The organism is Halomonas garicola, from assembly GCF_031935715.1.
GTDB lineage: Bacteria > Pseudomonadota > Gammaproteobacteria > Pseudomonadales > Halomonadaceae > Vreelandella > Vreelandella garicola.
This window is the reverse complement of record NZ_JASSZF010000002.1, coordinates 147,268-170,278: the sequence shown is the minus strand read 5'-3', so window position 1 is coordinate 170,278 and position 23,011 is coordinate 147,268. Positions and strand designations below refer to the sequence as shown.

Sequence of the window (23,011 nt, the reverse complement as noted above, 5' to 3'; positions counted from 1 at the left end):
GGGCGACGGTCACCGCTCTCCTTGGCTTCACGCAGTTGCCGGTACCAGGTGCTGAGCGAGCCGAGATAGATCCCTTGCTGCAGCAGGTCGTGGTAGATCTCATAGACCGGCTGATCCCGGTAGGCCTCACTATGCGCGATCTCGAGCATTTTTGCTCGCTCCTCGGCCGATAGGGCTCTGGGCTGCGGACAATGCCGACGCGACGTAGATGCCTCTGTGGCGGGCTCGTGGCGCCGTTTTCGCCAGGCATACACCGTGCTGCGGTTGATGCCCAGTGCTCGGCAAGCCATGGCCAACGGGAGATGCGCCGGGCGTTCTTCGAGCACCGTGATCATGGTTCGCTCCCATTGTTCATGCGATCGAGCATCGATAACGCTTTTTTTGGAGCGAGAGGCAGTCTTCGGCGGTCGAGAGCTTCTGCTGAAGACGGGCGTTTTCACGCTCCAGTGCCTCGATACGCTTCTGCTCCGGGGTCTTGCTCGGGGGCGGCCCCGGGGCGGTCTTGTGAAGCTTCTCCACGCCGTTCTCGGCGAGTTCCTTGCGCCATGCGGTCAACTGGCTGCTGTACAGCTTTTCTCGGCGCAACAGTTCTCCGAGCTCGCCATGCCGGCAGGCATCAGCTTCCGCCAGGATGCGCAGCTTGTACTCCGTCGAGAACTGGCGACGTGTGCGCTTCTCCAGCTTGGGATTCGGCGTGACCTGGTGATCGGGCAGCTCGGTTGGCGGTTTAGGCATGATATGGGCTCCTGAACCTCGGGCTCTGAAATCGAGTTTAACTCACTGAGCCGGTGTATGGATTCAGGTTGACACACAGGGCGGTTTGCCGGCAGGTGACGCGCTGGTGGCTGACAAAGGCTATGACAGTGAACGTATCCGTGAGCAGGTCGAAGCCAAAGGAATGGCTGCCGTCATTCCACGCAGGCGTAACTCGAAAAAAGGAAATGCCAATCTGGACAGAGGGTTATATCGCTACCGGCATCTGGTTGAGAATGCCTTTGCTCGATTGAAACCGTATCGCGCCATTGCGACGCGCTACGATAAGCTCAAACGAAATTACGAAAGCATGGTGGCCTTGGCATGCGGCTTTTTATGGCTACCAATGTGAAACGTCAACAGGCCCTACTCTGCTGCCAATTTTCTGTTTCCACCTTCGCCTGAATCTTCATAGCGATGCTGACTAGGGAGGGCAGCGAGAGCTGGGCAAGCGTCAAAGCGGTTCTGGATCATGCGCAATCCGGACACCTGCACAACATTCCTCTTGTAAGAAACCGATCAAATTCTCTAGGTGCCCATACTCGGGTATACAGACAATCGTGCGGCTGTGTTTCTCCTGCCGGATCAGCCCTACCTTGGCCATGCGCGCAAGGTGATGTGATAGCGTCGAAGCAGGAATACCCAGCCCCTTCTGGATATCTCCGACCGAAGCCCCATCATGGCCAGCTTTGACCAGAAAGCGGAACACGGACAGTCGGTGACTATTCCCTAGCTCAGCTAAGCTGGCTGCAACCTTTTCGTGATCCATAGCACACTCCAATAATTCGATATTTCTAGAATTGTAGTTTACAGGTCGAGTAAACGCAATTAGACTGTGTGCATCATTTCGATAAAACTAGAAATATAGGAGTAATATTGAATGTCACCTCAACTGCAAGACGCTCTAAGCATGTTCGCCTTTCTCGCTATCGAGCTATCGGTTTTATTCATTGGCATTAGCTTGCTGGTCGGAGTTCTTCAACGTCACATCCCACCATCCAAGGTGGAAACGTTACTGACTTCCAGTGGGAAGCGAGGCTATTTTCTTGCTGCTGGTTTAGGAGCTATAACGCCCTTCTGTAGTTGCTCGACAATCCCCATGTTGAAAGGGTTGATTCGGGCACGGGCCGGGTTTGGGCCGATGATGGTGTTTCTTTTCTCATCTCCGCTGCTGAATCCTATCGTCGTCGGCCTGCTGGTTGCCACGTTTGGATGGACACTTACTGCTATTTATGTGCTCGCCGCTTTGGTAGTCGCTGTAGGTGCCGGATGGCTGCTTCACACGCTTGGCTTCGAGCGTTATGTGCGCCGGACTGCAACACAAGAGAACGGTGAATGTAGTTCATCAGCAAGTCCGTGCGGTGCTACACCGACCGCATCGAATTGCGGTACTAACAGCTGCGACACCACTCCGAAGACGGCTTCTTGCGGCGCTGATGAGAAGACAGTCTCTACGTCCAGCGGATGCTGTGACATTCAATCTCCTGTCACGGTTAAGAAAAAAGGGAAGTACAGTGGTGTGTGGTGGGAAGCCTGGTCGGACTTTGTCGATGTTTTGCCTTACCTGCTTATCGGTATTGCGATTGGCAGCGTGATCTATGGCTTCATGCCCACTGATTTATTGGAGCAGTATGCAGGCCCACATAACCCCTTCGCCATTCCGGTTGCCGCTGTCATCGGCGTGCCGTTGTATATTCGCGCTGAAGCCGTCATACCACTGGCAGCGGCTCTGATGGCCAAAGGCGTGGGTGCCGGGGCGGTGCTAGCGTTGATCATCGGCAGTGCCGGAGCCAGCCTGACTGAGCTCATTCTGTTGCGCTCTTTGTTCACGCTGAAGCTTTTAGCGGCGTTTTTAGCAGTCATCTTTGCTATGGCGATGATTGCCGGTTACGCCACCTACCTGTTTTTTTGATTAAGGCGGGAGATGATTAATTCGTTAAGCCTTCCTGGGTACCAGTTGGTGGATTCTAAGGAGCAGAATGACGACATACATTTTCGGCTTGAGGCACCTACACCAATAGCCTGCGAGGGGTGCGGCGTGCAGGGTGAATTCGTACGGTTCGGCAAGCGTGATGTTCCCTATCGTGACCTGCCCATCCACGGCAAGCGGATCACCCTCTGGGTAGTTCGTCGCCGGTACACCTGCCGGGCCTGCAAGACCACCTTCAGGCCCCAGCTACCGGAGATGGTGGATGGCTTCCGCATGACGCTGCGGTTGCATGAGTACGTGGAGAAGGAAGCCTTCAATCACCCCTACGCCTACGTGGCTGATACCACGGGCCTGGACGAGAAGACGGTACGTGACATTTTCAACGCCCGCGCCGAATTCCTGGGGCGCTGGCACAGCTTCGAGACGCCTCGCATTCTCGGCATTGACGAGTTGTACCTTAACAAGCGCTACCGCTGTATCCTGACCAACATTGAGGAGAGAACCCTGCTAGACCTGCTGGCCAGTCGCCGTCAGGACGTGGTGACCAACTACTTGATGAAGCTGAAAGACCGGCAGAAGGTCGAGATCGTCAGCATGGACATGTGGAACCCCTACCGGACTGCGGTCAAGACGGTGCTGCCACAGACCCGCATCGTGGTCGATAAGTTCCATGTGGTGCGCATGGCCAATGATGCCTTGGAGAAGGTACGCAAGGGTCTCAGAAAGGAGCTGAAACCTTCCCAGAGCCGAACCCTCAAGGGAGACCGGAAAATCCTGCTGAAACGCGCTCACGAAGTCTCAGACCGAGAGCGACTGATCATGGAGACCTGGACAGGCTCATTTCCGAAACTGCTGGCCGCCTACGAGCATAAGGAACGCTTCTACGGCATCTGGAACGCCACCACACGGCCCCAGGCAGAAGCCGCTCTGGACGAGTGGATAGCCATCATTCCGAAGGGCCAGAAGGAAGTCTGGAGCGATCTGGTCAGGGCTGTGGGCAACTGGCGCGAAGAGATCATGACCTACTTCGAGACGGACATGCCCGTCACCAACGCTTACACGGAGTCCATCAACCGACTGGCCAAGGATAAGAACCGTGAAGGGCGTGGTTACTCCTTTGAGGTGATGCGGGCACGAATGCTCTACACCACGAAGCACAAGAAGAAGGCCCCGACAGCAAAGGTCTCTCCGTTCTACAAGAAAACCATCGGTTACGGACTGCCGGACTTCGCAGAGGAACTCAACTACGGAGTCGATCTATCAACCATCTGAGGGTGGTATCAAGTTGGTGGGATGTATGTGCCCCATCAACCATTAAATCCGTATACCCTTTTTATACTGCTCTTGCCGCAGCGATTGTCGCCAGCGGCTTTCGATGTTTTCAAGCTCTGCCGGGCCGTATACGGCTCGATTCTCACCGCGGTAGTGGGCCCATAGCTGGTCGCCGTAGTCAAAATGCCACCATTCGCTGGGCAGGTTAGTGAAGCCCCGGGCGCGCATGGCGTGGTACAGCAAACGGCGGTTATCCCGAGCCTGGGAGGGCGGCTGGCTTTCCAGCGCTGCGGCGTGGGAGGCGGGCACGGCTTCGTCAAAACGCGTGCCCATGTCCAGCGGCAGGCCGTCAGCGTCGCACAGGGTAACGTCCACCGCGCCGCCGGTCAGGTGGGGGCTTGGCGCCTCAGGCGAGGTGCTGGGCAGCGAGACGAATTCCCGGGTGCGCTTGACCAGCTCCTGTTCGTCGATGCTCGGGTAGGCGTCGCGAATGGCTTCGGACAGCGTTTCGAACAGGTATTGCTGCACTCGCCAGGGCCGCCAGCCATCGAACACCAGCAGCGTCAGCTCTTTGGGCAACGAACGGGCTACGGCCAGCAGGCGACGATACACGCCTTCGCGCAGGTAGCACTCGTTGACCGCCCCGGGAACGCCCATCCGCGCGTAGGCGGGGAATACCCGGACCGGCGGTGGCGCCAGGCTGACGGGCACCAGCCGCTCGGAAGAGCCGGTGATCGGGATCTGGGTCAGCGTCGCCCAGTCGGGCTCGCTCATCGAGGGAATAGGCGTTGTTTGCCAGGTGGCGGGTTCGGTCATGACGTTATCCAAGATGGGCGGGCAGCCACAGGGCCAGCGAGGGGAGCAGGATCAGCGCTATCAGCACGACAACGGCGGTGGCGACAAAGGGCCAGATGGTACGAAAAAGCGCGGTGATCTCAAGCTTGCTCACGGCGGCCGCGACAAACACACAGGCTCCCATGGGCGGGGTTATTAGCGCGATGGTGATGTTCAGGGTAATGATAATCCCCAGATGAACCATATCGATACCGGCGAGCTCGGCAATGGGAACGAAGATCGGCGTGAGCAGCATCAGCGCGGAGACTTCTTCCATGAACATGCCGGTAATGAAGGTGATCAGGCTCAGCAGTAGCAGAATGATCACCGGGCTATCGCTATAGGGCGTGAGCAGCTCGACGAGCTGGCTGGGTACCTGGGCGTAGGACAGCAGCCAGCTAACCGTGCTGGAGGCGGCCATGATGACAAAGATGGCCGCGGTCAGCTTGGTGGTGTCGACTATCGCCTTCCATAGCCCTGCAGGGCTCAGATTACCGGCAACCACGCCGAAAAGCGCTACGTAAAGCGCGGTGAGGGCGCCGGATTCCGTCGGCGTGACCAAGCCCATGACGATGCCGGTCACAATGATAAAGGGCGCAATCAGCGCCGGCAGCGCCCTCAGAAATGCGCCCGTCAGCTCGCCTCGGCTGGGCCAGCTGACGCGCTTGGGCAGCCGGATACGCCAGGCATAGCCGGCGTTCATGGCCATGAACGCAACGCCCAGCAGCAGGCCGGGAATCACGCCGGCAAGAAAAAGATCCCCCACCGACGTATTGGTCAGCGAGGCGTAGAGGATCATGAAGATGCTGGGCGGAATGATGGGGCCGATCAGCGAGCTGCCGGCAGTCAGCCCGGCAGCAAAGGCGGTGGAGTAGCCTTCCTTGCGCATTGCCGGCACCAGCAGCGAGCCCAGCGCCGAGGTGTCGGCCACCGCCGAGCCGTTGACGCCGGCAAAGAACACGCTGGAGACCACGTTGACGTGGCCGATGCCGCCGCGCAAATGGCCGACGAGCAGCCGCGCCAGGGCCATTAACCGGTCGGTCAGTTGGCTTGCGTTCATCAGGTTGCCGGCGAGGATAAAAAGCGGAATGGCCATCAGCGAGAAGGCGTTGATACCGCCGAAAAACTGCTGCGGCATCATCCGCGGAATCATGCTCGGGTCAACAAAGAGAAAGCCGACCCCGGCAGTGGCCAGAAGCGACACGAACAGCGGCAGCCCGAGCAGCACGTGGACCAGGAACACTGCCAGCATGGTCAGCGTCATGGCGCATTCTCCGGGCCGGGGCTGTCCGCGGTGTTGTGCTCCTCGTGGGGAGTTGGCAGCGGCCTGGGGCCGTGGCTGGCGGTGAGGAGAGCCAGCAGGGCAAAGCCCACGGGCAGCGCCATGGCCGGTACGGTGCGGCTGATGCCGAGCCCCTGGCTGGTGAACATCGCTACCGACAGGGCGTAGCGATAGCCGAGCCAGGCGCCGGCCAGGGCGATGGCCAGAGTCAGCAGCCACTGGTACCAGGACAGCAGCCGGCCCAGTCTGCGCGGCAACAGCCGCTCGATGAGCGCCACGCGCATGTGGGTACCTTCAATCCATACCGCTCCCATGGCCAGCATGACCGTGCCAATAATCAGGTAGCGGCCCAGCTCGTCGGTCCAGATCGGCGCGCCGCCGGCGACGTAGCGCGTGAATACGCCGTACAGAATGGCCGCCAGGTTGACGGCCAGCATGCTGCTGGCAAGCCATAGGGAATATTGTCGAATCAGCGCGGCCGGCCTGCGCAGCAAACGAGTCATTGGGTGTTGCTGTCGTCGCCATCGTCAAAGCCTGCATCCTGCAGTGCCATGTCGATGTAGGAGGGCTCAATGTCCTGCTTTTTAAGCCAGTCAAGATAGGCGGGCTGGCCGAGCTCGCGGAAGGCAGCCAGCTGTTCGTCGTCGGGGCGGATCACCTCCATGCCGTTGTCGGCGAGATAGGCAATGCGTTCCTCTACCTTGCTTTCGTTGTAGTCGCGGGCTTTGTCCTTGGCTTCCTCTACGGCTTCCAGGAAGCTATGGCGCAGCGCTTCGTCCCAGCAATCGATCATGGCGGCGTTACCCACCAGGAATTGGTCGGAGTACTGGATGTTGGCGAGCGTCAGGTAGTCCTGCACCTCGTTGAGGCTGCCGAGGATGATGTACATCGGCGGGTTCATCTGGCCATCAGCGACGCCGGTCTTCAGCCCCATGTAGGTATCTGTCCAGGGAATCGGCGTGCCGGAAGCGCCAAAAGCCTCATAGAGCGCCACCTGGCTTGGGTCCATGGCGCGAAAGCGCAGACCCTCGAAGTCGTCCGGCGAGGCGATCGGACGTTTGTTGTTGGTAAACGCCAAAAAGCCGCCTTCTTCGACCACCGCGAGCAGTTCCAGTCCGGTACGCTCGCGCAGGTCCTCTTCTACCTGCTGCCAGTACTCCCCTTCGTCGAAAAAGGTGCGCGCGTCCTCGAAGTCATCGAACAGGAACGGAATGGCGCTGACAAAAATTTCCGGCACCACCGGCGACATGCCGGCAAAGGAGGCAACGTTCAGCGAGGGGCTATTCATCGTCTGCTCCATGCGCTCCTGCTCCTCACCCAGCATGCTGTTGGGGTAGAGCTTCAGCTCGATTTCGCCGTCGGTCTTTTCCTTGACCAGGGTCTGCAGGTTAGCAGCAAACGCATGCACGGCGTTCTTGTCCGGGTCGGGCGCCCCGTTATAGCTCAGGTTGACGGTAGTCGCGGCCTGGGCGGTGGTCAGTAGCGGGCTCAGCAGCATGGCTGCCACCAGGGGCTTGAGGCAAGACGCTTTCATGGGGTAACTCCTGAGGCCGTTATCGTTATTGGATCAGGCAAAGCGGTGAGCGGGACTCTCTTTACTGTAGGCAACCACTGCATCGCGTATATGAGACGTTCGTTGCATATAGGTGGTGCGGCTATGGCGAAAGGGGACGGCGACAGCCGAGCCACAGCGCGCCATTATTAGGCTGCAAGAGGCTGAAAGCGTTGCCATCTTCAATTATCCGGGGCGAAGGACACCGTCAGCGTGGTATTGTGCCCTCCGCTCGGCTTGATAGGAAAAGCGAGCCGTGATTCTGCTAAAGTCGCGATTACCATAGCGCCGGCATCAGCGCGCCACGGCCGGCGGTTTCCAACGTGGAGGGAGAGACGATGAGCGCCGAACAGGTTGGTTTTTCTCTGCTCATGCTGGCGGTGCTGCTGTACGTCGGCAAATGGGTACGCATGCACTGGCGGCCGGCGCAGCAGCTGTTTCTGCCGGCCTCTATACTGGCCGGCGTTGTGGGTCTGCTGCTCGGCCCCGACGTGCTCGGCGCGCTGGCGCGTCTGATCGGCGGTGAGGGGGCGCCGCTTGCCCAGGGCGTGATTCCGGAAACCATGCTCGACACCTGGAGCAAGCTGCCGGGCCTTCTGATCAACGTGGTGTTTGCCACGCTGCTGCTCGGCGTACCGCTGCCCCGCTGGAAGCGGGTATGGAACCTGGCGGGCCCGCAGCTGGCGTTTGGCGTCACCCTGGGCGCCGGCCAGTACGTGATCGGCATCCTGATCACGGCGCTGATCCTGGCGCCGTTCTTTGGCGTGCCGCTGATGGCCGGCGCGCTGATCGAGATCGGCTTTGAAGGCGGCCACGGCACCGCCGCCGGCCTGCAGGAGACCTTCGGCGAGCTGGGCTTTGCCGACGGCGCCGACCTGGCCGTGGGTATGGCCACGGTCGGGGTGATTTCCGGCATCGTGTTTGGCATCGTTCTCATCAACTGGGGCGTACGCCGGGGCAAGAGTGCGGTGCTCGACCAGAGCGTGGGCAGCATCCCTCACGATCAGCGCCGCGGCCTGGTCGCCCATGAAAACCGCCCGGTGTCGGCGGGGAGCATGACCGTGCGCGCCGAGTCCATCGAGCCGCTGACGCTGCATTTCGCCTTTATCGCCATGGCGATCCTTGTCGGCCTGGGTATCCTTGAGGCCATGGCATGGGTTGAAAGCGTGACCTGGGGCGCCGGCGACGACGGCGTCCAATTGCTGGGCGCGGTGCCGCTGTTCCCGCTGGCGATGATCGGCGGGCTTATCGTCCAGCAGCTCCTCACCCGCTTTGACAAGAATAACCTGCTCGACCGCGATCTCATGCTGCGTATCCAGGGCTTTGCGCTGGATATACTCATCGCTGCGGCGATCGCCAGCCTGTCGCTGACCGTGATCGCCGATAATTTCGTGGCCTTCCTGCTGCTGGGCGTGGCCGGTGTTGCCTGGAACATCAGCTTGTTTCTGTGGCTGGCGCCGCGCGTCATCCCCAAATACTGGTTCGAGCGCGGCATCGGCGATATCGGCCAGTCCATGGGCGTGACCGCGACCGGCCTGATCCTGATGAAGATCGCCGACCCGGATAACAGAACGCCGGCCTACGAGGCCTTCGGCTATAAGCAGATGGTATTCGAGCCGTTCTTCGGCGGCGGCTTGATCACCGGTCTTGCGCTGCCCATCATCTACAACTTCGGCCCCTGGCCGCTGTTCGCCGCCATGCTCGCGCTGGTGGTGCTGGGCCTTGCCTCCGGCCTGTTCTACTTCGGGCGGCTGAAGCACGACGACTAGATCACATTACTGACTCAGCCTACTTCAGCACGTAGCAGGGCGTGTAGGGCTGGCCGTCGAGCTTCATGCGGCCCTGGGCGACAAAGGAGGTGAGTAGGGCGTCGAGCTTTTCCATGAGTTCGGGCTCGGCGGAAAGCTCGAAAGGGCCGTGGGCGGCAATGGCGCGGATGCCCTCTTCTTTGACGTTGCCCGCGACGATGCCGGAAAACGCCCGGCGTAAACTGGCGGCAAGCTCGTGGGTGGGCTGCTGGCGGTGAAGCGCCAGGTCTTTCATGGCGGCGTGGGTGGGCTCGAAAGGGGCCTGGAAGTTGCGCGCCACTTTCAGCCGCCAGTTGTAGTGAAAAGCGTCCTGATGGTGGCGGCGGAACTCGGTGATATCGTCGATTCCCTGACGCATCTGCCGGGCGACGTCGGCCGGGCTGCCGGTGAAGATGTGGTAGTGGCGACGCACGTCTTCGCCCAGGGTGTACACCAGAAACTCGTCGATGGTGTTGAAGTAGTCCGCCGAGCTTGCCGGCCCGGTGAGAATCAGCGGGTAGGGGGTATCGGCGTTGTCCGGGTGGAGCAGAATGCCCAGCAGGTAGAGGATCTCCTCGGCGGTACCCACCCCGCCGGGGAAGACGATAATGCCGTGGCCCAGGCGCACAAAGGCTTCCAGGCGCTTTTCGATATCCGGCATTACCACCAGCTCGTTGACGATGGGGTTGGGCGCCTCGGCGGCGATGATGCCGGGCTCGGAAATGCCCAGGTAGCGGCTGTCGCTGCGGCGCTGCTTGGCGTGGGCGAGGTTGGCGCCTTTCATCGGACCTTTCATGGCGCCGGGGCCGCAGCCGGTGCAGATGTCCAGGTCGCGCAGGCCCAGCTGGTAGCCGACGTCCTTGGTGTAATCGTATTCTTCCCGGGAGATGGAATGCCCGCCCCAGCAGACCACCAGACTAGGGTCGCGGTTGGGCTGGAAGGCGCCGGCCTTGCGCAGGATGTGGAAGACGGCGTTGGTGGTGCCTTCGGCGGTGGAAAGGTCGAAGCGGTTGTGCTGCTGTATCTCGTTGTAGACGTAGACGATATCGCGGATCACCGCCGATAGATGCTCGCGGATGCCGCGGATCATGCGGCCGTCAACGAAGGCCTCGGCCGGGGCGTGGGTGAGCTTCAGGCGGATGCCGCGGTCCTGCTGCATCACCTCGATGTCGAAGTCCTTGTAGGCTTCGAGCAGGGCGATGCTGTCGTCGGTGGGCATGCCGCTGTTGAGCACGGCCAGCGAACAGCGGCGCAAGAGGTCGTGCAGCCCGGTTTTCGAGGTGCGCTTCAGCCGGTTGACTTCGTGTTGGGAAAGCACCTCAAGGCTGCCTTCCGGCGAGATGATGCTGGTGATCGTCGGGCGTTGGCTGGGGGCGTGGGTCATCGTGGGAGGCTGTCCGTGCTGACGTAAATGAATGCGCCATAATAGCATGCTGACCCCGCCGTTACAGGGCGGCGTGCCGGCGTGCGCTCGGGATGTGCTGTGCTAAGATGGGCGCTATTTGGGCAAGCCGGACCGTTATGTTCAACGCGCATTATTTCCGCACCTACATCACGCTGGTGGAGACCGGGAGCTTCACGCGGACGGCCAAGCGGCTGGAAATGACCCAGCCCGGGGTCAGCCAGCACATTCGCAAGCTGGAAGACTACCTGAAAAAGCCCCTGCTCGAGCGCCACGGCCGGCGCTTTATCCTCACCGAGCAGGGGCGGCGCACCTACGACTACGCGCTGAAGCTGTTTGCCGAGCACGAGCAGTTTCGCCACGGCCTGGACGACGACTCTCTGGACAGCGGCGAGTGCCGCCTTGCCTCGCCGGGAAGCGTGGGGCTGATGCTTTATCCCTATATTCTCGGCCAGCAGCAGATGCACTCCAACCTGACGGTGAACTACAGCTTTGCCTTTAACCACGAGATCGTCGCCGATCTGATCAGCGGCCGCCACGACGTAGGCATCGTCACCGAGGCGGTGAAGAGCCCCGACCTTGAGTGCACCCTGTGGCACCGGGAGCCGCTGTGCCTGGTAGTGCCGGCGGACTTTGCCGGCAGCACGCTGTCCGATCTCATGGGCATCGGCTTTATCAACTACTACGACGGCATCAACCAGGCAACGGCGCTTTTGCGCAAGAACTACCCCGAGGCGTTTCGCTCGATGACGCACTTTCGCCACCAGGGTTTTACCAACGAGGTGAGCATGGTGCTCGACGCCGTGGCCCGGGGGCTTGGGTTTACCGTGGTGTCGCGGCTGGTGCTGGAAACCTCGCCCTGGCAGCGCCAGGTAAAGGAGCTCGGCCTCGAGCACTCGGTCGACGAGCTATTGTATCGGGTGCATCGCCGCGACGCTGCGCTGCCCCGGCGCTATACCAAGCTGCTCGACGGCTTCAGAGAGCAGCGGCTGGGATAAGCCGGAAAAAAAACGCCCCGCCAGCATCTAGCCGGCGGGGCGTTTTGGGTCAGTCGCGATACTCGTCGATGGGCGGGCAGGAGCAGATCAGCTGGCGGTCGCCCAGCACGTTGTCCACCCGGTTGACGGCGGGCCAGTACTTGGCCGCCTTGACCGCTTCGGTGGGGAAGGCGGCCAGCGCCCGGGAGTAGGGGTGATCCCAGCCGTCATCGGCGAGGTCGGCCATGGTGTGCGGGGCGTGTACCAGGGGGTTGTTGTCCAGCGGCCATTCGCCGCTTTCGACCCGTCCGATTTCTTCGCGGATGGCGATCATGGCGTCGCAGAAGCGGTCGATCTCGTAGCGCGACTCGGACTCCGTGGGTTCGATCATCAGCGTGCCGGGCACCGGGAAGGACATGGTTGGGGCGTGGAAGCCGTAGTCCATCAGGCGCTTGGCCACGTCCTCCTCGCTGATGCCGGAGGCGGCTTTCAGCGGGCGCACGTCAACGATGCACTCGTGGGCCACGGTGCCGTTCTCGCCGCGGTAGAGGACCGGGAAGTGGTCTTCCAGCCGCTTGGCGATGTAGTTGGCGTTGAGGATGGCAAGCTCGGTGGCTTCGCGCAGCCCGCGCGCGCCCATCATCTTGATGTAGGCCCAGGAGATCGGCAGGATCGAGGCGCTGCCGAACGCCGCGGCGGCCACGGCGGTGCTTGCCGGGTCCACGCCGTCAATGGGCGTGACGCAGTGGTTGGCGACATAGGGCGCCAGGTGCGACTTGACGCCGATGGGCCCCATGCCCGGGCCGCCGCCGCCGTGGGGAATGCAGAACGTCTTGTGCAGGTTTAAGTGCGAGACGTCGCCGCCGAAGTCGCCGGGGCGGGAAATGCCGACCTGGGCGTTCATGTTGGCGCCGTCGACGTACACCTGGCCGCCGTTCATGTGGACGACGTCGCACACCGCGCGGACGTGGGTTTCAAACACGCCATGGGTCGACGGATAGGTGAGCATCACCGCGGACAGGCGTTCGCTGTGCTCTTCGGCCTTGGCGGTAAGGTCGTCAAGATCGACGTTGCCTTCGGCGTCGCACTCGGTGACCACCACCTTCATGCCGAGCATCGCCGCCGAGGCGGGGTTGGTGCCGTGGGCGGAGCTGGGGATCAGGCAGACGTCGCGGTGCGCCTGGCCCTGGGCGGCCTGGTAGCGGCGGATGGCCAGCAGTCCGGCGTATTCGCCCTGGGCGCCGGAGTTGGGCTGCATGGAGATGTGATCGTAGCCGGTGATCTCTTCGAGAAACGCCGCCAGCTCGTCGATCATCTGCTGGTAGCCGGTGACCTGCTCCCGGGGGGCGAAGGGGTGCAGGTGGGCAAACGCCGGCCAGGAGATGGGCAGCATCTCGCTGGTGGCGTTGAGCTTCATGGTGCACGAGCCCAGCGGAATCATTGCGTGGGTGAGCGACAGATCCTTGTTTTCCAGCCGCTTGAGGTAGCGCAGCATTTCGGTTTCGCTGCGGTAGCGGCGGAAGGTCGGATGGGTGAGGAAATCGCTTTCGCGCCGGCAGGCGGCGGGAATGGCGCCCTTGCCGGCCTCGATATCGGCGGCGACGGCCTCGTCCAGGGCGCTGATCGAAAGGTCGTGATCGTCACCCAGGATGACGTCCCACAGCAGGGCGACGTCCCGGGCGGTGGAGGTTTCGTCCAGGCTGACGCCGATATCGCCGCCGCCGTTTCCTCCAGCACTGTCCTTGGCAAAGTAGCGCAGGTTGACCCCGGCGCTCAGCGCCCGGCCGTGAACGCTTCCGGCATCCACGCCGGTGAGGCGCAGGGTGTCGAAAAAGCTGTCGTGGGCAAGCGTCACGCCCGCCTGCTTAAGGCCCCGGGCGAGAATCGACGTCAGCCGGTGGACGCGGCCGGCGATTTTCTCAAGGCCTTCGGCGCCGTGATAGACGGCGTAGAAGCCGGCAATGTTGGCAAGCAGCGCCTGGGCGGTGCAGATGTTGGAGGTCGCTTTCTCCCGGCGGATGTGCTGCTCCCGAGTCTGCATGGCCATGCGCAGGGCGGTTTCGCCGCGGCTGTCCTTCGAGACGCCGATGATGCGTCCGGGAATGGAGCGCTTGAGCTTGTCGGTGGTGGCAAAAAACGCCGCGTGGGGGCCGCCAAAGCCCATGGGCACGCCGAAGCGCTGGGCGCTGCCGAGCACGATGTCCGCGCCCAGCGCGCCGGGCTCCTTGAGCAGCACCAGGCTTAGCAGATCGGCGGCCACGCAGGTCATGGTACCGCGCGCGGCGGCGGCCTCGAGCAGCGGGGCGATGTCGCGGACTTCGCCGCCGTTGCCGGGGTACTGCAGCAGAGCGCCGAAGACGTCGTGGTCGGCGACGGTGTCCGCCGGGGCGACGATCAGCTCGAAGCCGAAGCAGTCGGCCCGGGTCCTGAGCACGTCAAGAGTCTGCGGGAAGACGTCATCGGCGACGAAAAAGGCGTTGGACTTGTTCTTCTTGTTGGCGCGTTTGCACAGCGCCATGCCTTCGGCGGCGGCGGTGGCCTCATCCAGCAGCGACGCGTTGGCAAGCGCCATGCCGGTAAGGTCCATGACCGTCTGCTGAAAGTTCAGCAGGCCTTCGAGCCGGCCCTGGGAAATTTCCGGCTGGTAGGGAGTGTAGGCAGTGTACCAGCCGGGGTTTTCCAGCACGTTGCGCTGGATAACCGCGGGCAGGTGGGTGCCGTAGTACCCCTGGCCGATGAAGTTGCGCGCTACGCGGTTCTGGTCGGCGAGCCCGGCGAGGTAGTCCAGGGCCTCGACTTCGCTGCGCGGGTCTTCCATGTCCAGCTCGCGGCCCAGGCGAATGTCGCTTGGCACCGTCTTGTCGATCAGCGCGGCCATGTTGGGCAGGCCAAGGGCGTCGAGCATGGCGCTGGCGTCCTCGGCATCGGGGCCGTTGTGCCGCTGGATAAAGGCGTCGTGGTCGGCCAGTTGCGCCAGGCGGGGGGCCGCCTGGGAGCGCTGTGAATCAGGCCGCGATGCAGAAAACTCGGACATAGGGCATGTTTCCAGAGAAGAGTTCCAGAGAAGGATTCCAGACAAAAAAGAAAAGCCAGACAGGAAGGCGTGCCCGCGCGGTGGCAGGCACGTAGGTACGGGCTGGGCAAGCGTAAAGGCTTTGCCGGTCGTACGGACGCTAGGCGTCGGCTTCGATGCTTGCCTGATAGGCGTCGGCGTCCATCAGGCCTTCGATATCGCCGTCGAGACGGACCTTCATGATCCAGCCGTCCTCGTAGGGCGACTCGTTGACGCTTTCCGGGGCGTCTTCGAGGTCTTCGTTGACCTCGACCACCTCGCCGCTGATCGGCGCGTAAAGGTCGGAGGCGGCCTTGACCGACTCGATCACGCCGAACTCGTCGCCCTTGGCCAGGGTCTGGCCGACTTCGGGCAGCTCGACGAAGACGACGTCGCCAAGGGATTCCTGGGCGTGGTCGGAAATGCCCACGGTGACGGTACCGTCGCCGTTGTCCTGCACCCATTCGTGGCTTTCGGCGTAGTGGATATTAGCGGGAACCTGGCTCATCTGATTTCCTGTTTTTCGTCGTGGGAGTGGTGGTGAGAGTCGTCGTTGGAAACGTCGCGCAGCGTGCGGCTAACAGTGACGCCCATGTTACCGCGTTTGCCGGTGGAAACAAATTGCCGGCAGCCCCTGTAAAAAGGGGAGGTGCTAGCTCGGAATTAGCGGCAATTCCGGCCCATGCGACATAGGTCGAATAGGCGGTAATTCAAGCCGTTATCGTGCATAACAGGACGTGACAACGCCGGCGTAGACACTCAGAATAAGCGCGCGTCGGCGGCGCTTGCCGCCCGTATTTCAACGCCAAATGCTCGTCAATAAAGCCAAAGCCGCCCGGGGCGACCCGGGCGGCGTGCCATCGGGCACTAAGGAGAACAAAATGGAAACGTTGAACAGCCTGTTCCAGGCGATAAACGGGGTCGTATGGGGGCCCTTGATGCTGCTTTTGCTGCTGGGGGTGGGGCTTTACCTCCAGGCGGGGCTCAAGCTGATGCCCATCCGCAAGCTGGGAACCGGCCTTAAGCTGTTGTGGCAGGGGCGGGACGCAAAGTCCACGCCCGGTGGCCGCCAGAAGTCCGAAGACGACGGCGAGATTTCGCCGTTCAACGCGCTGATGACGTCGCTCTCGGCGACCATCGGCACGGGTAACATCGCCGGGGTGGCCACGGCCATCGCGTTGGGCGGCCCCGGGGCGGTGTTCTGGATGTGGATTACCGCGCTGGTGGGCATGGCAACCAAGTTTGCCGAGGCGGTGCTGGCGGTGCGTTTTCGCGAAACCGACAGCACCGGCTACCACGTCGGCGGGCCGATGTTCTACATCAAGAACGGCCTGGGGCGGAAATGGCTATGGCTGGGCGGCGCCTTTGCCTTCTTCGGCGCGGTGGCGGCGTTCGGCATCGGTAACACCGTTCAGTCCAACTCCGTGGCCGACGCCATGAACTCTACCTTTGGCATTCCCGCCTGGCTCACCGGCCTTGTGATCATGGGGCTTTCCGGGGCGGTGATCCTCGGCGGCATCAAGCGGATCGCCAAGGTGGCGGGCAAGCTGGTGCCGATCATGGGGATTGCCTACATCGTCGGCGGTATCGTGGTGCTGGTGATCAACGCCGACCAGCTGCTGGGCACTCTGGGCATGATTTTCTACTACGCCTTCAACCCTCACGCGGCGGTGGGCGGCTTTGCCGGCGCGGCGGTGACCATGGCGATCCGTTTCGGCGTCGCTCGGGGCGTGTTCTCCAACGAGGCGGGGCTGGGTAGCGCACCCATTGCCCACGCCGCGGCCAAGACCAAAAACCCCGTGCGCCAGGGCCTGATCGCGATGCTCGGCACCTTCATCGACACCATCGTAGTGTGCACCATCACCGCGCTGGTGATCCTCACCGCCTCGGTGTGGGAGACCGGCGAAGAGGGCGCCTCGCTCACCGCGATGTCGTTCGATGCCGCTCTGCCGGGCATGGGCAACGAGATCGTTTCCATTGTGCTGGCGGTATTTGCCTTTACCACGATTCTGGGCTGGGCGTTTTACGGCGAGAAGTGCTGCCAGTTCCTGTTCGGCGCGCGCTCGATCCCACTGTACCGGGTGGTCTTTGTGCTGGCCATTCCGCTGGGAGCGGTAGCCAACCTGGGCCTTATCTGGCTGATGGCGGATACCTTCAACGCCATGATGGCGATTCCCAACCTGATCGCGCTGGCGCTGTTGTCGCCGGTGGTGTTCAAGCTGGCGAAAGCCTACTTCAGCGGGGAAGACATAAAGCCCGGTGAAGAGCTGGATCACGACCGCTCGTAATGCCGCGCTATGTCCAGCGGAGCCGGGGACAGGTCGAAGAGGGGGTTCTACGCCACGGATGGCGTAGGGTAGCGTCCAGGGACGGATTTATAGCGCCCCTCGGAGACCTGTTGACGGCTCAACCTGGGTTGGTACGTCAACCAAGGCGCGTGGCAATGTTATGCTGGACGCAGCCTGACGCCGGGGAGCCATCCGAGGGTGGCTCCCCGGCTTTTTTATGCATTACGTTTAACCCCTGCCAGATGAGGAAGCCGCATGAATAATCCCAAACACACGCCGCTGTATGACCTGCACTGCGAGCTGGGGGCGAAAATGGTGCCCTTTGCCGGCTATGAAATGCCGGTGCAGTACCCGCTGGGCGTCAAAAAGGAGCACGAGCACACCCGGGCCCGCTGCGGCCTGTTCGACGTGTCGCACATGGGCCAGTTTACCGTGGCCGGCGACGACGTTGCCGAGGCGCTGGAAACCCTGATGCCGGCGAACCTGGTCGACCTTAAGCCCGGCGCCCAGCGCTACGGCATTTTTACCGGCACCGAGGGCGGCATTCTCGACGATCTGATGCTGGTCAACGCCCGCGATCATTTCTATCTGGTGGTCAACGCCGCGTGCAAGGACCAGGATCTGGCCCACCTGCGCGCCACCCTGGGCGAGACCCACACCATCGAAAGTCTCGACCGCGGCCTGCTGGCGCTCCAGGGCCCCGACGCCAACGCCGTCATGGCGCGGCTGTGCCCGGCGGCCTGCGAGCTGGTGTTCATGCAGCACGCGCGCTTTGATATCGACGGCGAAGACGTGTGGATCAGCCGCTGCGGCTACACCGGCGAAGACGGCTTTGAGCTTTCCATGCGCGCAGAGGCCACCGAGGCCATTGCCCGGCGCCTGCTGGCGGAGCCCGAAGTCGAGGCCATCGGCCTTGGCGCCCGGGATTCGCTGCGTCTGGAAGCCGGCCTGTGCCTCTACGGCCACGATATGACCGCGGAGACCACGCCGGTAGAGGCCGGCCTGATCTGGGCGGTGAGCAAGCCCCGCCGCCACGGCGGCGAGCGCCCGGCCGGCTTTCCCGGGGCGGACGTGATTCTGCATCAGGTGGACGCCAAGGATCACGAACGCAAGCGCGTGGGCCTGGTCGCCGAGGGCAAGGCCCCGGTGCGCGAGGGCGCGGTGCTGGTCGACGACGATGAACGGGAAATCGGCGTGGTGACCTCCGGCGGCTTCGGTCCCAGCGTGGGCAAGCCGGTAGCCATGGGCTACGTCAAGCGCGACTTTGAGGCGCCGGATACCCGGGTGTTTGCCCTGGTGCGCGGCAAAAAGCGCGCCATGACCGTCACCAAAATGCCGTTCGTGGCGCCGGGGCACTATCGTGGCTAACGGTTAACGGCTATTTCAGCAGGCGGCCGGGGTCCATGGGCTTGCCGTTGCGGCGCATGTCGAACAGCAGCACCGGGCCCTGGCCGTCGTCGCCGTCGGCCAGGCGACACAGCGCATCGCCGGCCTTGACCGAGTCGCCGGTATTGACGCTTGGCGTATCGCACAGCGCATAGACGCTCTGCAGATTGTTGGCGTGATGGACGATAACCACCTGATCGAGCTGGCGCATGGTGTCGGCAAAGCTGACCTCGCCTTCGGCCACGGCCTTGGCCGTCTTGCCCTGGCGGGCGGCGAGCAGCATGGGCTGCAGCCGGCCGCGGTCATCCTTGCCGTAGGGGCGCATGACGCGGTAGTCGTCGAGCGGCCAGGGCCAGGTACCGGCGGAGGCGGGCAGGTCCGGCGTGCTGGCGGCCGGCTTGGCCGACGCCGTGGCACTCGAAGCCGGGCGGGCCGGGGCACCGCCGCCGCTGAGCGGCACCTGGATCAGCTGGCCCACGCGCAGCGCGCTGGCCGAGGCGTCGGCGTTGGCCGCCTGGATACGGCCCGCCCGAGTGCCAAAGTGCTGAGCAATGCCGCTGTAGGTGTCGCCCTTGCGGATGCGGTAGCGGTAGGGGCCACCGGAGGGCGCGCGCTCTTGGCGGCCGGGCACCAGAATACGCTGGCCAACCGCCAGGTGGCGGGCGCGCACGCCGGGGTTGAAGCGCTTCAGGCGCACCAGCGGTACCTCGGCACGCCGGGCAAGCTTACCCAGGGTGTCGCCGCGCTGGATGCTCACCCACTCGCCGCCGCTGCCGGCGTCGCCGCCATCCGTTGGGCTTCCGGCGCAGCCGGCCAGCAGCCAGAGCAGCAGCGCAAGCGTGATGATCAGGCCCGGCGTTCGGCGGCGTCCAGCCAGCGGTCCTTGTCTTGCCAGAGTGCGTTGATCCATGAGTGGAAGCGTTCCTTTTGCTGCGGGTCGGCGTGGTAGGGCACGCGGTGCATCCATGCCGGTATGTCGAGCCGGCGGGCGGACAGCGTAATGGGCCCTTCCCGGCCGCACAAGAAGCGCCAGAAGCTCGGGTCGGGATCGGCGTAGTGGATGGTGACGTCTACCATGCCGTCCAGGCGGTCGCCGAGCAGGCTTAGCACCTGGGCGACGCCGCCGGCCTTGGGCTTGAGCAGGTGGCGATACGGACTGCCCCGGGCGTCGCGCTTGGCCGGGGTGAAGCGGGTGCCTTCGACAAAGTTGAAGATGGTGATGGGGCGGTGGCGGGCGCGCCGGCACATGCGCTCGGTGGCGCGGCGGTCAATGTCGGCAAGCCGCGGGTTTTGCGCCATCTGCTCCCGGGTGTAGCGGCGCATGAAGGGAAACTCCAGCGCCCAGAACGCCAGCCCCACCACGGGGATCCAGATCAGCTGGGCCTTGAGGAAAAAACGCGGCATGGGCACCCGGCGGTGAAGCACCGCGAGCAGCATGAAGATGTCGGTCCAGCTGCGGTGGTTGGAGATCACCAGCCACCACCTGTCCGGGCTTAGACCCTCGGGCACTCGGGTATCAAGGGTCGGCCTGAGCCAGCGGCGCATCCACCAGAGGTTGAAGCCGATCCAGTTGAGCGCGATGGCGTTGAGGCCGTTGAGCACCGCCGGCTGCCACCGTCGGGGTGACACTACTTTGACAAGCGTCAGCGCCGTTAGCGGCAGCGTCCAGAACAGCGTGTTGCCGGCCAGCAGCAGGACGCTGACCAGCCCGGTGATCGTCGGCATTGGCGCTGGTCTCTCAGGCGCTGAGCGCGGGGTGGCGGCTGACGAACGCCTGAAACTCGCTGAAGCCGCCGATGTGCTCCTGGTCGACGAAGACCTGCGGCACCGTGTGCACCGGCTTGCCGGCGGTCTTGGCGATGTCTTCCTTGGTCACGCCCTCAGAGGGCATATCGACGTAGCGCACGCCGTCGATGCGCCCGCTTTCTTCCAGGCGTTCGGCGAGCATTCTGGCCTGTACGCAGAAGGGGCAGGACATGCGGCCGTAAATCACTACGAACATAAAAGGTCTCCTCTTGGATAAACGATAAACAGAGTGTTTCGCCACCGCCCATTGTGGCGCGCCGGCGGCCGGTATGGCCAATAGCGCGCCGCTACGCGGCCCATCAAGTCGCGTTATGATGGCAGCCGTTTTCCTCAACCGTTGTCCTCAACCGTTGTCTTCAACCATTACCTTCAACCGTTGTTTTTCAGCCTCGCAGGGAGCAAAGCTATGCAGACCGCAACGCCGAGCGGCGACGACTACGCCATGCTGGCCGCCGTGGCCCGTGAATACCGCGACGTACACCTGGTGGCGCTCAAAAAGCTTGCGCACTACAACCCGCACCTGGGCGTGGACGCGCTGTGCTTTCAGCGCTTGACCTCTGACGAAGGCGAGGCGCTGTTGGTGGGCGCGCTGATTACCCCCTGCTCGCTGTGGCTGGTGGCGCTATGGCCCGACGAACACGCCGACGCCGCGGCGGATGAATACCTGCTGGCGCTGCCTTCCGGCAGCTATCGGCTGCACCGCCACGCCTTTGGCATCCGGACCTGGTACCAGCGGCGCATTCTCGACGACTTAAGCGAGCTTGGCAGCATGCAGGAGGCCGCAAGGCTCGCCCAGCAGCTCATGACCCGACTGTTCGAGCCGCCCGCGCCGCCGTCAGACGATGAGGCCTAGCGGCGCACCGGGCGCTTTTGCAGCTTGCGCTGCAGCGTGCGCCGGTGCATGCCCAGGGCGCGAGCGGTGGCGGAGATGTTGCCATCGTGTTCCTGGAGCACCTTCTGGATGTGTTCCCAGGTAATGCGGTTGACCGAAGGCGGGTTGTCGGCCACTTCGGTGTCCGGGTCGCCCTGCTGCTGTTCGAAGGCGCTGAGCACGTCGTCGGCGTCGGCGGGCTTGCACAGGTAGTTGACCGCACCAAGCTTGATGGCCTCCACTGCCGTTGCAATGCTCGAATAGCCGGTGAGTACGACGACGCGGCACTGGGGGATCGTTGCCAGCAGGTCGGGCAGCAGCTTGAGCCCGGAGCTTTGCTCGAGCTTGAGATCCAGCGTCGCCATGGTCGGCTTGTGCTCCACGGCGAGCGCCAGCGCTTCGTCGGCGTCGTGGGCGACGCTGACCTCGAAGCCGCGCCGGCCCAGCGCCCGGCTGAGCACGTGGCAGAACATTTCGTCATCGTCGATGATGAGCAGGCGTTGTGCAGACGTTGGCATAAAGTCCTCGACAGATGTTTTTACCGGCGTCAGGCCGCGGGCGGCTTGCTGCGGGGCAGCGTCACCTCGGTCAGCGTGCCGCCGTCGGGATGATTATACAGGCTGACGCCGCCGCCGAAGCGGTTGATGGTGGCGTGGGTCAAAAACAGCCCGATGCCCATGCCCTTGCTCTTGGTGGAAACAAAGGTCTCGCCCAGCTGGTCGGCAATGGCCAGCTCCACGCCGGGGCCGTGGTCGCGAATGTCGATCACTACGCTGTCGTCCTGCCAGTCCAGGCTGATGGTGACGGCCTCGGGGTTGGCGTCGGCGGCGTTGTTGAGCAGGTTGGTCAGCGCCTGATCCAGGGTGGCATCCACCGCAAGCCAGGGGCGCCCCCGACGCTCGGCAACGTTAAGCCGGTGGCTGACGTCCGGGCGCAGCACCAGCCAGCGCTGCACCACGCCGTCAAGCCATTGGGCGGCGTCGCACACCTCGGGCTCGGCCATGCGCCGGCGATCGGCGCTTTCTACCAGGTGCTGCAGGCGCGACTTGCACAGGCCGACCTGCTGGCGCAGCAGAGCGATGTCTTCGCGCAGCGGCGTCCCGGCCTCGGCGTCGGCTTCCATTTCGTTGAGCAGAATTGCCATGGTGGAAAGCGGCGTGCCCAGCTCGTGGGCGGTGCCGGCGGCCTGGGTGGCCACGGCCAGCACCTGCTCATTGCGCAGGGCGGCCTCCCGGGTGCGCGACAGCGCGCGGTCCCGGCGGCGCAGGGCGTGGGCCATCTTGTAGATGAAAAACGTCACCAGCCCCGCCGACAGCCCGAAGTTCAGCCACATGCCGAGAATATGCAGGCTCAGCGTGGTGTTGCCGATCATGTGCAGCTGGGGAATGGCGTGATAGTAGAACAGCAGAAAGCTGTAGCCGCCCATGGCGCAGGCGGCGATGACCCAGGTGTGCCACCAGGGCAGGGTGGCGGCGGCAATGGTTACCGGCACCAGGTAATAGGTGATAAACGGATTGGTGGCGCCGCCGGTAAAGTAGAACAGCAGCGTCAGCCCGGCGATGTCCGCCAGCAGGTGGAGCAGGTATTCGGTGTGCTCGACGTCCCGGGGGCGGCCCAGCCGCCACCAGGTGGCAATATTCAGCGCGCCCATGGCGATGACCACGCCGACCACCGCGGGCACGGTCATGTTGAAGCCGAGCAGCTCCACGCCGACCACGATGGCGAGCAAAAAGCCCGTCCAGGTAATGCCGCGCACGATGGTCAGGCGCACCAGGTTGCGGTTGGGCGTGGATAGCGGCAGGGGAAGTTCGGCGGGCAT

General features: G+C 63.1%; 21 protein-coding genes and 2 pseudogenes. 8 read left to right on the top strand and 15 right to left on the bottom strand.

From position 1 onward, the window contains the following. Together RS027_RS01805 and RS027_RS01800 are read right to left on the bottom strand one after the other, a co-directional pair. Positions 1-335 (bottom strand): annotated as a pseudogene (locus tag RS027_RS01805) (helix-turn-helix domain-containing protein); the annotation flags it as partial. A gap of 16 nt (positions 336-351) precedes the next feature. Beyond that, complete coding sequence (locus RS027_RS01800; protein ID WP_311953057.1) at positions 352-735, bottom strand: transposase; 384 nt, start codon at positions 733-735, stop codon at positions 352-354. A 97-nt stretch (positions 736-832) separates the two neighbouring features. On the opposite strand from RS027_RS01800, the pseudogene RS027_RS01795 reads away from it, so the two are divergent. Beyond that, a pseudogene (locus RS027_RS01795) lies at positions 833-1,105 on the top strand (transposase); the annotation flags it as partial. A 102-nt stretch (positions 1,106-1,207) separates the two neighbouring features. Here the strand turns inward: RS027_RS01795 and RS027_RS01790 are convergent. Next, on the bottom strand, positions 1,208-1,522 hold the full coding sequence (locus RS027_RS01790) for an ArsR/SmtB family transcription factor (protein ID WP_110651700.1): 315 nt from the start codon (positions 1,520-1,522) through the stop codon (positions 1,208-1,210). Between the two features lie 111 nt (positions 1,523-1,633). Between RS027_RS01790 and RS027_RS01785 the strand changes: the two genes are divergently transcribed. Beyond that, complete coding sequence (locus RS027_RS01785) at positions 1,634-2,665, top strand: permease (protein WP_311953054.1); 1,032 nt, start codon at positions 1,634-1,636, stop codon at positions 2,663-2,665. A 12-nt stretch (positions 2,666-2,677) separates the two neighbouring features. Then, positions 2,678-3,955, top strand: coding sequence for an ISL3 family transposase (locus RS027_RS01780; protein ID WP_311953051.1), 1,278 nt, complete (start codon positions 2,678-2,680; stop codon positions 3,953-3,955). Positions 3,956-3,997: 42 nt separating this feature from the next. On the opposite strand, the gene RS027_RS01775 is transcribed toward RS027_RS01780, so the two are convergent. The 4 genes from RS027_RS01775 to dctP are packed head-to-tail and all read right to left on the bottom strand — an operon-like array spanning position 3,998 to position 7,605. Beyond that, positions 3,998-4,771 (bottom strand): M15 family metallopeptidase, encoded by a 774-nt coding sequence (locus RS027_RS01775; protein WP_311953037.1) that lies wholly within the window; start codon positions 4,769-4,771, stop codon positions 3,998-4,000. Between the two features lie 4 nt (positions 4,772-4,775). Continuing rightward, the gene (locus RS027_RS01770) at positions 4,776-6,053 is read right to left on the bottom strand and encodes a TRAP transporter large permease (RefSeq protein WP_311953034.1); all 1,278 of its coding nucleotides are present in this window, start codon (positions 6,051-6,053) and stop codon (positions 4,776-4,778) included. Further along, positions 6,050-6,574: a TRAP transporter small permease gene (locus RS027_RS01765; protein ID WP_311953032.1), complete on the bottom strand. Its 525-nt coding sequence runs from the start codon at positions 6,572-6,574 to the stop codon at positions 6,050-6,052. The genes RS027_RS01770 and RS027_RS01765 overlap by 4 nt, the downstream gene beginning before the upstream one ends. After that, on the bottom strand, positions 6,571-7,605 hold the full coding sequence (gene dctP, locus RS027_RS01760; RefSeq protein WP_376717568.1) for a TRAP transporter substrate-binding protein DctP: 1,035 nt from the start codon (positions 7,603-7,605) through the stop codon (positions 6,571-6,573). The genes RS027_RS01765 and dctP overlap by 4 nt, the downstream gene beginning before the upstream one ends. 356 nt (positions 7,606-7,961) lie before the next feature. Between dctP and RS027_RS01755 the strand changes: the two genes are divergently transcribed. Further along, complete coding sequence (locus RS027_RS01755; RefSeq protein ID WP_311953029.1) at positions 7,962-9,392, top strand: sodium/glutamate symporter; 1,431 nt, start codon at positions 7,962-7,964, stop codon at positions 9,390-9,392. Between the two features lie 19 nt (positions 9,393-9,411). Here RS027_RS01755 and ppnN read toward each other — a convergent pair whose 3' ends face one another. Further along, on the bottom strand, positions 9,412-10,794 hold the full coding sequence (ppnN, locus tag RS027_RS01750) for a nucleotide 5'-monophosphate nucleosidase PpnN (RefSeq protein WP_311953026.1): 1,383 nt from the start codon (positions 10,792-10,794) through the stop codon (positions 9,412-9,414). Positions 10,795-10,931: 137 nt separating this feature from the next. Here ppnN and RS027_RS01745 point away from each other — a divergent pair, with 137 nt between their 5' ends. Next, positions 10,932-11,810 carry a LysR family transcriptional regulator gene (locus tag RS027_RS01745; RefSeq protein ID WP_311953023.1) on the top strand — a complete coding sequence of 293 codons (879 nt, stop codon included), beginning with the start codon at positions 10,932-10,934 and terminating at the stop codon, positions 11,808-11,810. A gap of 49 nt (positions 11,811-11,859) precedes the next feature. On the opposite strand, the gene gcvP is transcribed toward RS027_RS01745, so the two are convergent. Beyond that, on the bottom strand, positions 11,860-14,823 hold the full coding sequence (gene gcvP / locus RS027_RS01740; protein WP_311953021.1) for an aminomethyl-transferring glycine dehydrogenase: 2,964 nt from the start codon (positions 14,821-14,823) through the stop codon (positions 11,860-11,862). A 139-nt stretch (positions 14,824-14,962) separates the two neighbouring features. Continuing rightward, the gene (gcvH, locus tag RS027_RS01735) at positions 14,963-15,349 is read right to left on the bottom strand and encodes a glycine cleavage system protein GcvH (protein ID WP_311953018.1); all 387 of its coding nucleotides are present in this window, start codon (positions 15,347-15,349) and stop codon (positions 14,963-14,965) included. A gap of 373 nt (positions 15,350-15,722) precedes the next feature. Here gcvH and RS027_RS01730 point away from each other — a divergent pair, with 373 nt between their 5' ends. Next, entirely contained in the window at positions 15,723-17,129 is a 1,407-nt protein-coding gene (locus RS027_RS01730; protein WP_311953014.1) for an alanine/glycine:cation symporter family protein, read from the top strand. A gap of 255 nt (positions 17,130-17,384) precedes the next feature. Beyond that, positions 17,385-18,497, top strand: coding sequence for a glycine cleavage system aminomethyltransferase GcvT (gene gcvT / locus RS027_RS01725; protein ID WP_311953009.1), 1,113 nt, complete (start codon positions 17,385-17,387; stop codon positions 18,495-18,497). Positions 18,498-18,507: 10 nt separating this feature from the next. Here the strand turns inward: gcvT and RS027_RS01720 are convergent, their stop codons facing one another. The 3 genes from RS027_RS01720 to RS027_RS01710 are packed head-to-tail and all read right to left on the bottom strand — an operon-like array spanning position 18,508 to position 20,517. After that, positions 18,508-19,425 carry a LysM peptidoglycan-binding domain-containing protein gene (locus RS027_RS01720; protein WP_311953005.1) on the bottom strand — a complete coding sequence of 306 codons (918 nt, stop codon included), beginning with the start codon at positions 19,423-19,425 and terminating at the stop codon, positions 18,508-18,510. After that, positions 19,362-20,240 carry a 1-acylglycerol-3-phosphate O-acyltransferase, YihG family gene (gene yihG / locus RS027_RS01715; protein WP_311953002.1) on the bottom strand — a complete coding sequence of 293 codons (879 nt, stop codon included), beginning with the start codon at positions 20,238-20,240 and terminating at the stop codon, positions 19,362-19,364. The genes RS027_RS01720 and yihG overlap by 64 nt, the downstream gene beginning before the upstream one ends. 13 nt (positions 20,241-20,253) lie before the next feature. Next, positions 20,254-20,517, bottom strand: a complete 264-nt coding sequence (locus RS027_RS01710) for a GrxA family glutaredoxin (RefSeq protein ID WP_311952999.1) — start codon at positions 20,515-20,517, stop codon at positions 20,254-20,256. Between the two features lie 210 nt (positions 20,518-20,727). Between RS027_RS01710 and hybE the strand changes: the two genes are divergently transcribed. Continuing rightward, positions 20,728-21,174: a [NiFe]-hydrogenase assembly chaperone HybE gene (hybE, locus tag RS027_RS01705; protein WP_311952996.1), complete on the top strand. Its 447-nt coding sequence runs from the start codon at positions 20,728-20,730 to the stop codon at positions 21,172-21,174. On the opposite strand, the gene RS027_RS01700 is transcribed toward hybE, so the two are convergent. Together RS027_RS01700 and RS027_RS01695 are read right to left on the bottom strand one after the other, a co-directional pair. Then, on the bottom strand, positions 21,171-21,710 hold the full coding sequence (locus RS027_RS01700; protein WP_311952992.1) for a response regulator transcription factor: 540 nt from the start codon (positions 21,708-21,710) through the stop codon (positions 21,171-21,173). The genes hybE and RS027_RS01700 overlap by 4 nt on opposite strands. A 29-nt stretch (positions 21,711-21,739) precedes the next feature. Further along, positions 21,740-23,011 carry an ATP-binding protein gene (locus tag RS027_RS01695; RefSeq protein ID WP_311952980.1) on the bottom strand — a complete coding sequence of 424 codons (1,272 nt, stop codon included), beginning with the start codon at positions 23,009-23,011 and terminating at the stop codon, positions 21,740-21,742.

What these genes read in the sequence shown, in the direction of transcription:
- RS027_RS01745 (WP_311953023.1), top strand. Translation starts at nt 10,932, where the DNA reads ATGTTCAACGCGCATTATTTCCGCACCTACATCACGCTGGTGGAGACC.
- RS027_RS01700 (WP_311952992.1), bottom strand. Translation starts at nt 21,710, where the DNA reads ATGCCAACGTCTGCACAACGCCTGCTCATCATCGACGATGACGAAATG.
- ppnN (WP_311953026.1), bottom strand. Translation starts at nt 10,794, where the DNA reads ATGACCCACGCCCCCAGCCAACGCCCGACGATCACCAGCATCATCTCG.
- RS027_RS01695 (WP_311952980.1), bottom strand. Translation starts at nt 23,011, where the DNA reads ATGCCCGCCGAACTTCCCCTGCCGCTATCCACGCCCAACCGCAACCTG.
- RS027_RS01785 (WP_311953054.1), top strand. Translation starts at nt 1,634, where the DNA reads ATGTCACCTCAACTGCAAGACGCTCTAAGCATGTTCGCCTTTCTCGCT.
- RS027_RS01765 (WP_311953032.1), bottom strand. Translation starts at nt 6,574, where the DNA reads ATGACTCGTTTGCTGCGCAGGCCGGCCGCGCTGATTCGACAATATTCC.
- gcvH (WP_311953018.1), bottom strand. Translation starts at nt 15,349, where the DNA reads ATGAGCCAGGTTCCCGCTAATATCCACTACGCCGAAAGCCACGAATGG.
- hybE (WP_311952996.1), top strand. Translation starts at nt 20,728, where the DNA reads ATGCAGACCGCAACGCCGAGCGGCGACGACTACGCCATGCTGGCCGCC.
- RS027_RS01770 (WP_311953034.1), bottom strand. Translation starts at nt 6,053, where the DNA reads ATGACGCTGACCATGCTGGCAGTGTTCCTGGTCCACGTGCTGCTCGGG.
- RS027_RS01720 (WP_311953005.1), bottom strand. Translation starts at nt 19,425, where the DNA reads ATGGATCAACGCACTCTGGCAAGACAAGGACCGCTGGCTGGACGCCGC.
- RS027_RS01790 (WP_110651700.1), bottom strand. Translation starts at nt 1,522, where the DNA reads ATGGATCACGAAAAGGTTGCAGCCAGCTTAGCTGAGCTAGGGAATAGT.
- dctP (WP_376717568.1), bottom strand. Translation starts at nt 7,605, where the DNA reads ATGAAAGCGTCTTGCCTCAAGCCCCTGGTGGCAGCCATGCTGCTGAGC.
- RS027_RS01730 (WP_311953014.1), top strand. Translation starts at nt 15,723, where the DNA reads ATGGAAACGTTGAACAGCCTGTTCCAGGCGATAAACGGGGTCGTATGG.
- yihG (WP_311953002.1), bottom strand. Translation starts at nt 20,240, where the DNA reads ATGCCGACGATCACCGGGCTGGTCAGCGTCCTGCTGCTGGCCGGCAAC.
- RS027_RS01755 (WP_311953029.1), top strand. Translation starts at nt 7,962, where the DNA reads ATGAGCGCCGAACAGGTTGGTTTTTCTCTGCTCATGCTGGCGGTGCTG.
- RS027_RS01775 (WP_311953037.1), bottom strand. Translation starts at nt 4,771, where the DNA reads ATGACCGAACCCGCCACCTGGCAAACAACGCCTATTCCCTCGATGAGC.
- RS027_RS01780 (WP_311953051.1), top strand. Translation starts at nt 2,678, where the DNA reads ATGATTAATTCGTTAAGCCTTCCTGGGTACCAGTTGGTGGATTCTAAG.
- RS027_RS01710 (WP_311952999.1), bottom strand. Translation starts at nt 20,517, where the DNA reads ATGTTCGTAGTGATTTACGGCCGCATGTCCTGCCCCTTCTGCGTACAG.
- RS027_RS01800 (WP_311953057.1), bottom strand. Translation starts at nt 735, where the DNA reads ATGCCTAAACCGCCAACCGAGCTGCCCGATCACCAGGTCACGCCGAAT.
- gcvT (WP_311953009.1), top strand. Translation starts at nt 17,385, where the DNA reads ATGAATAATCCCAAACACACGCCGCTGTATGACCTGCACTGCGAGCTG.
- gcvP (WP_311953021.1), bottom strand. Translation starts at nt 14,823, where the DNA reads ATGTCCGAGTTTTCTGCATCGCGGCCTGATTCACAGCGCTCCCAGGCG.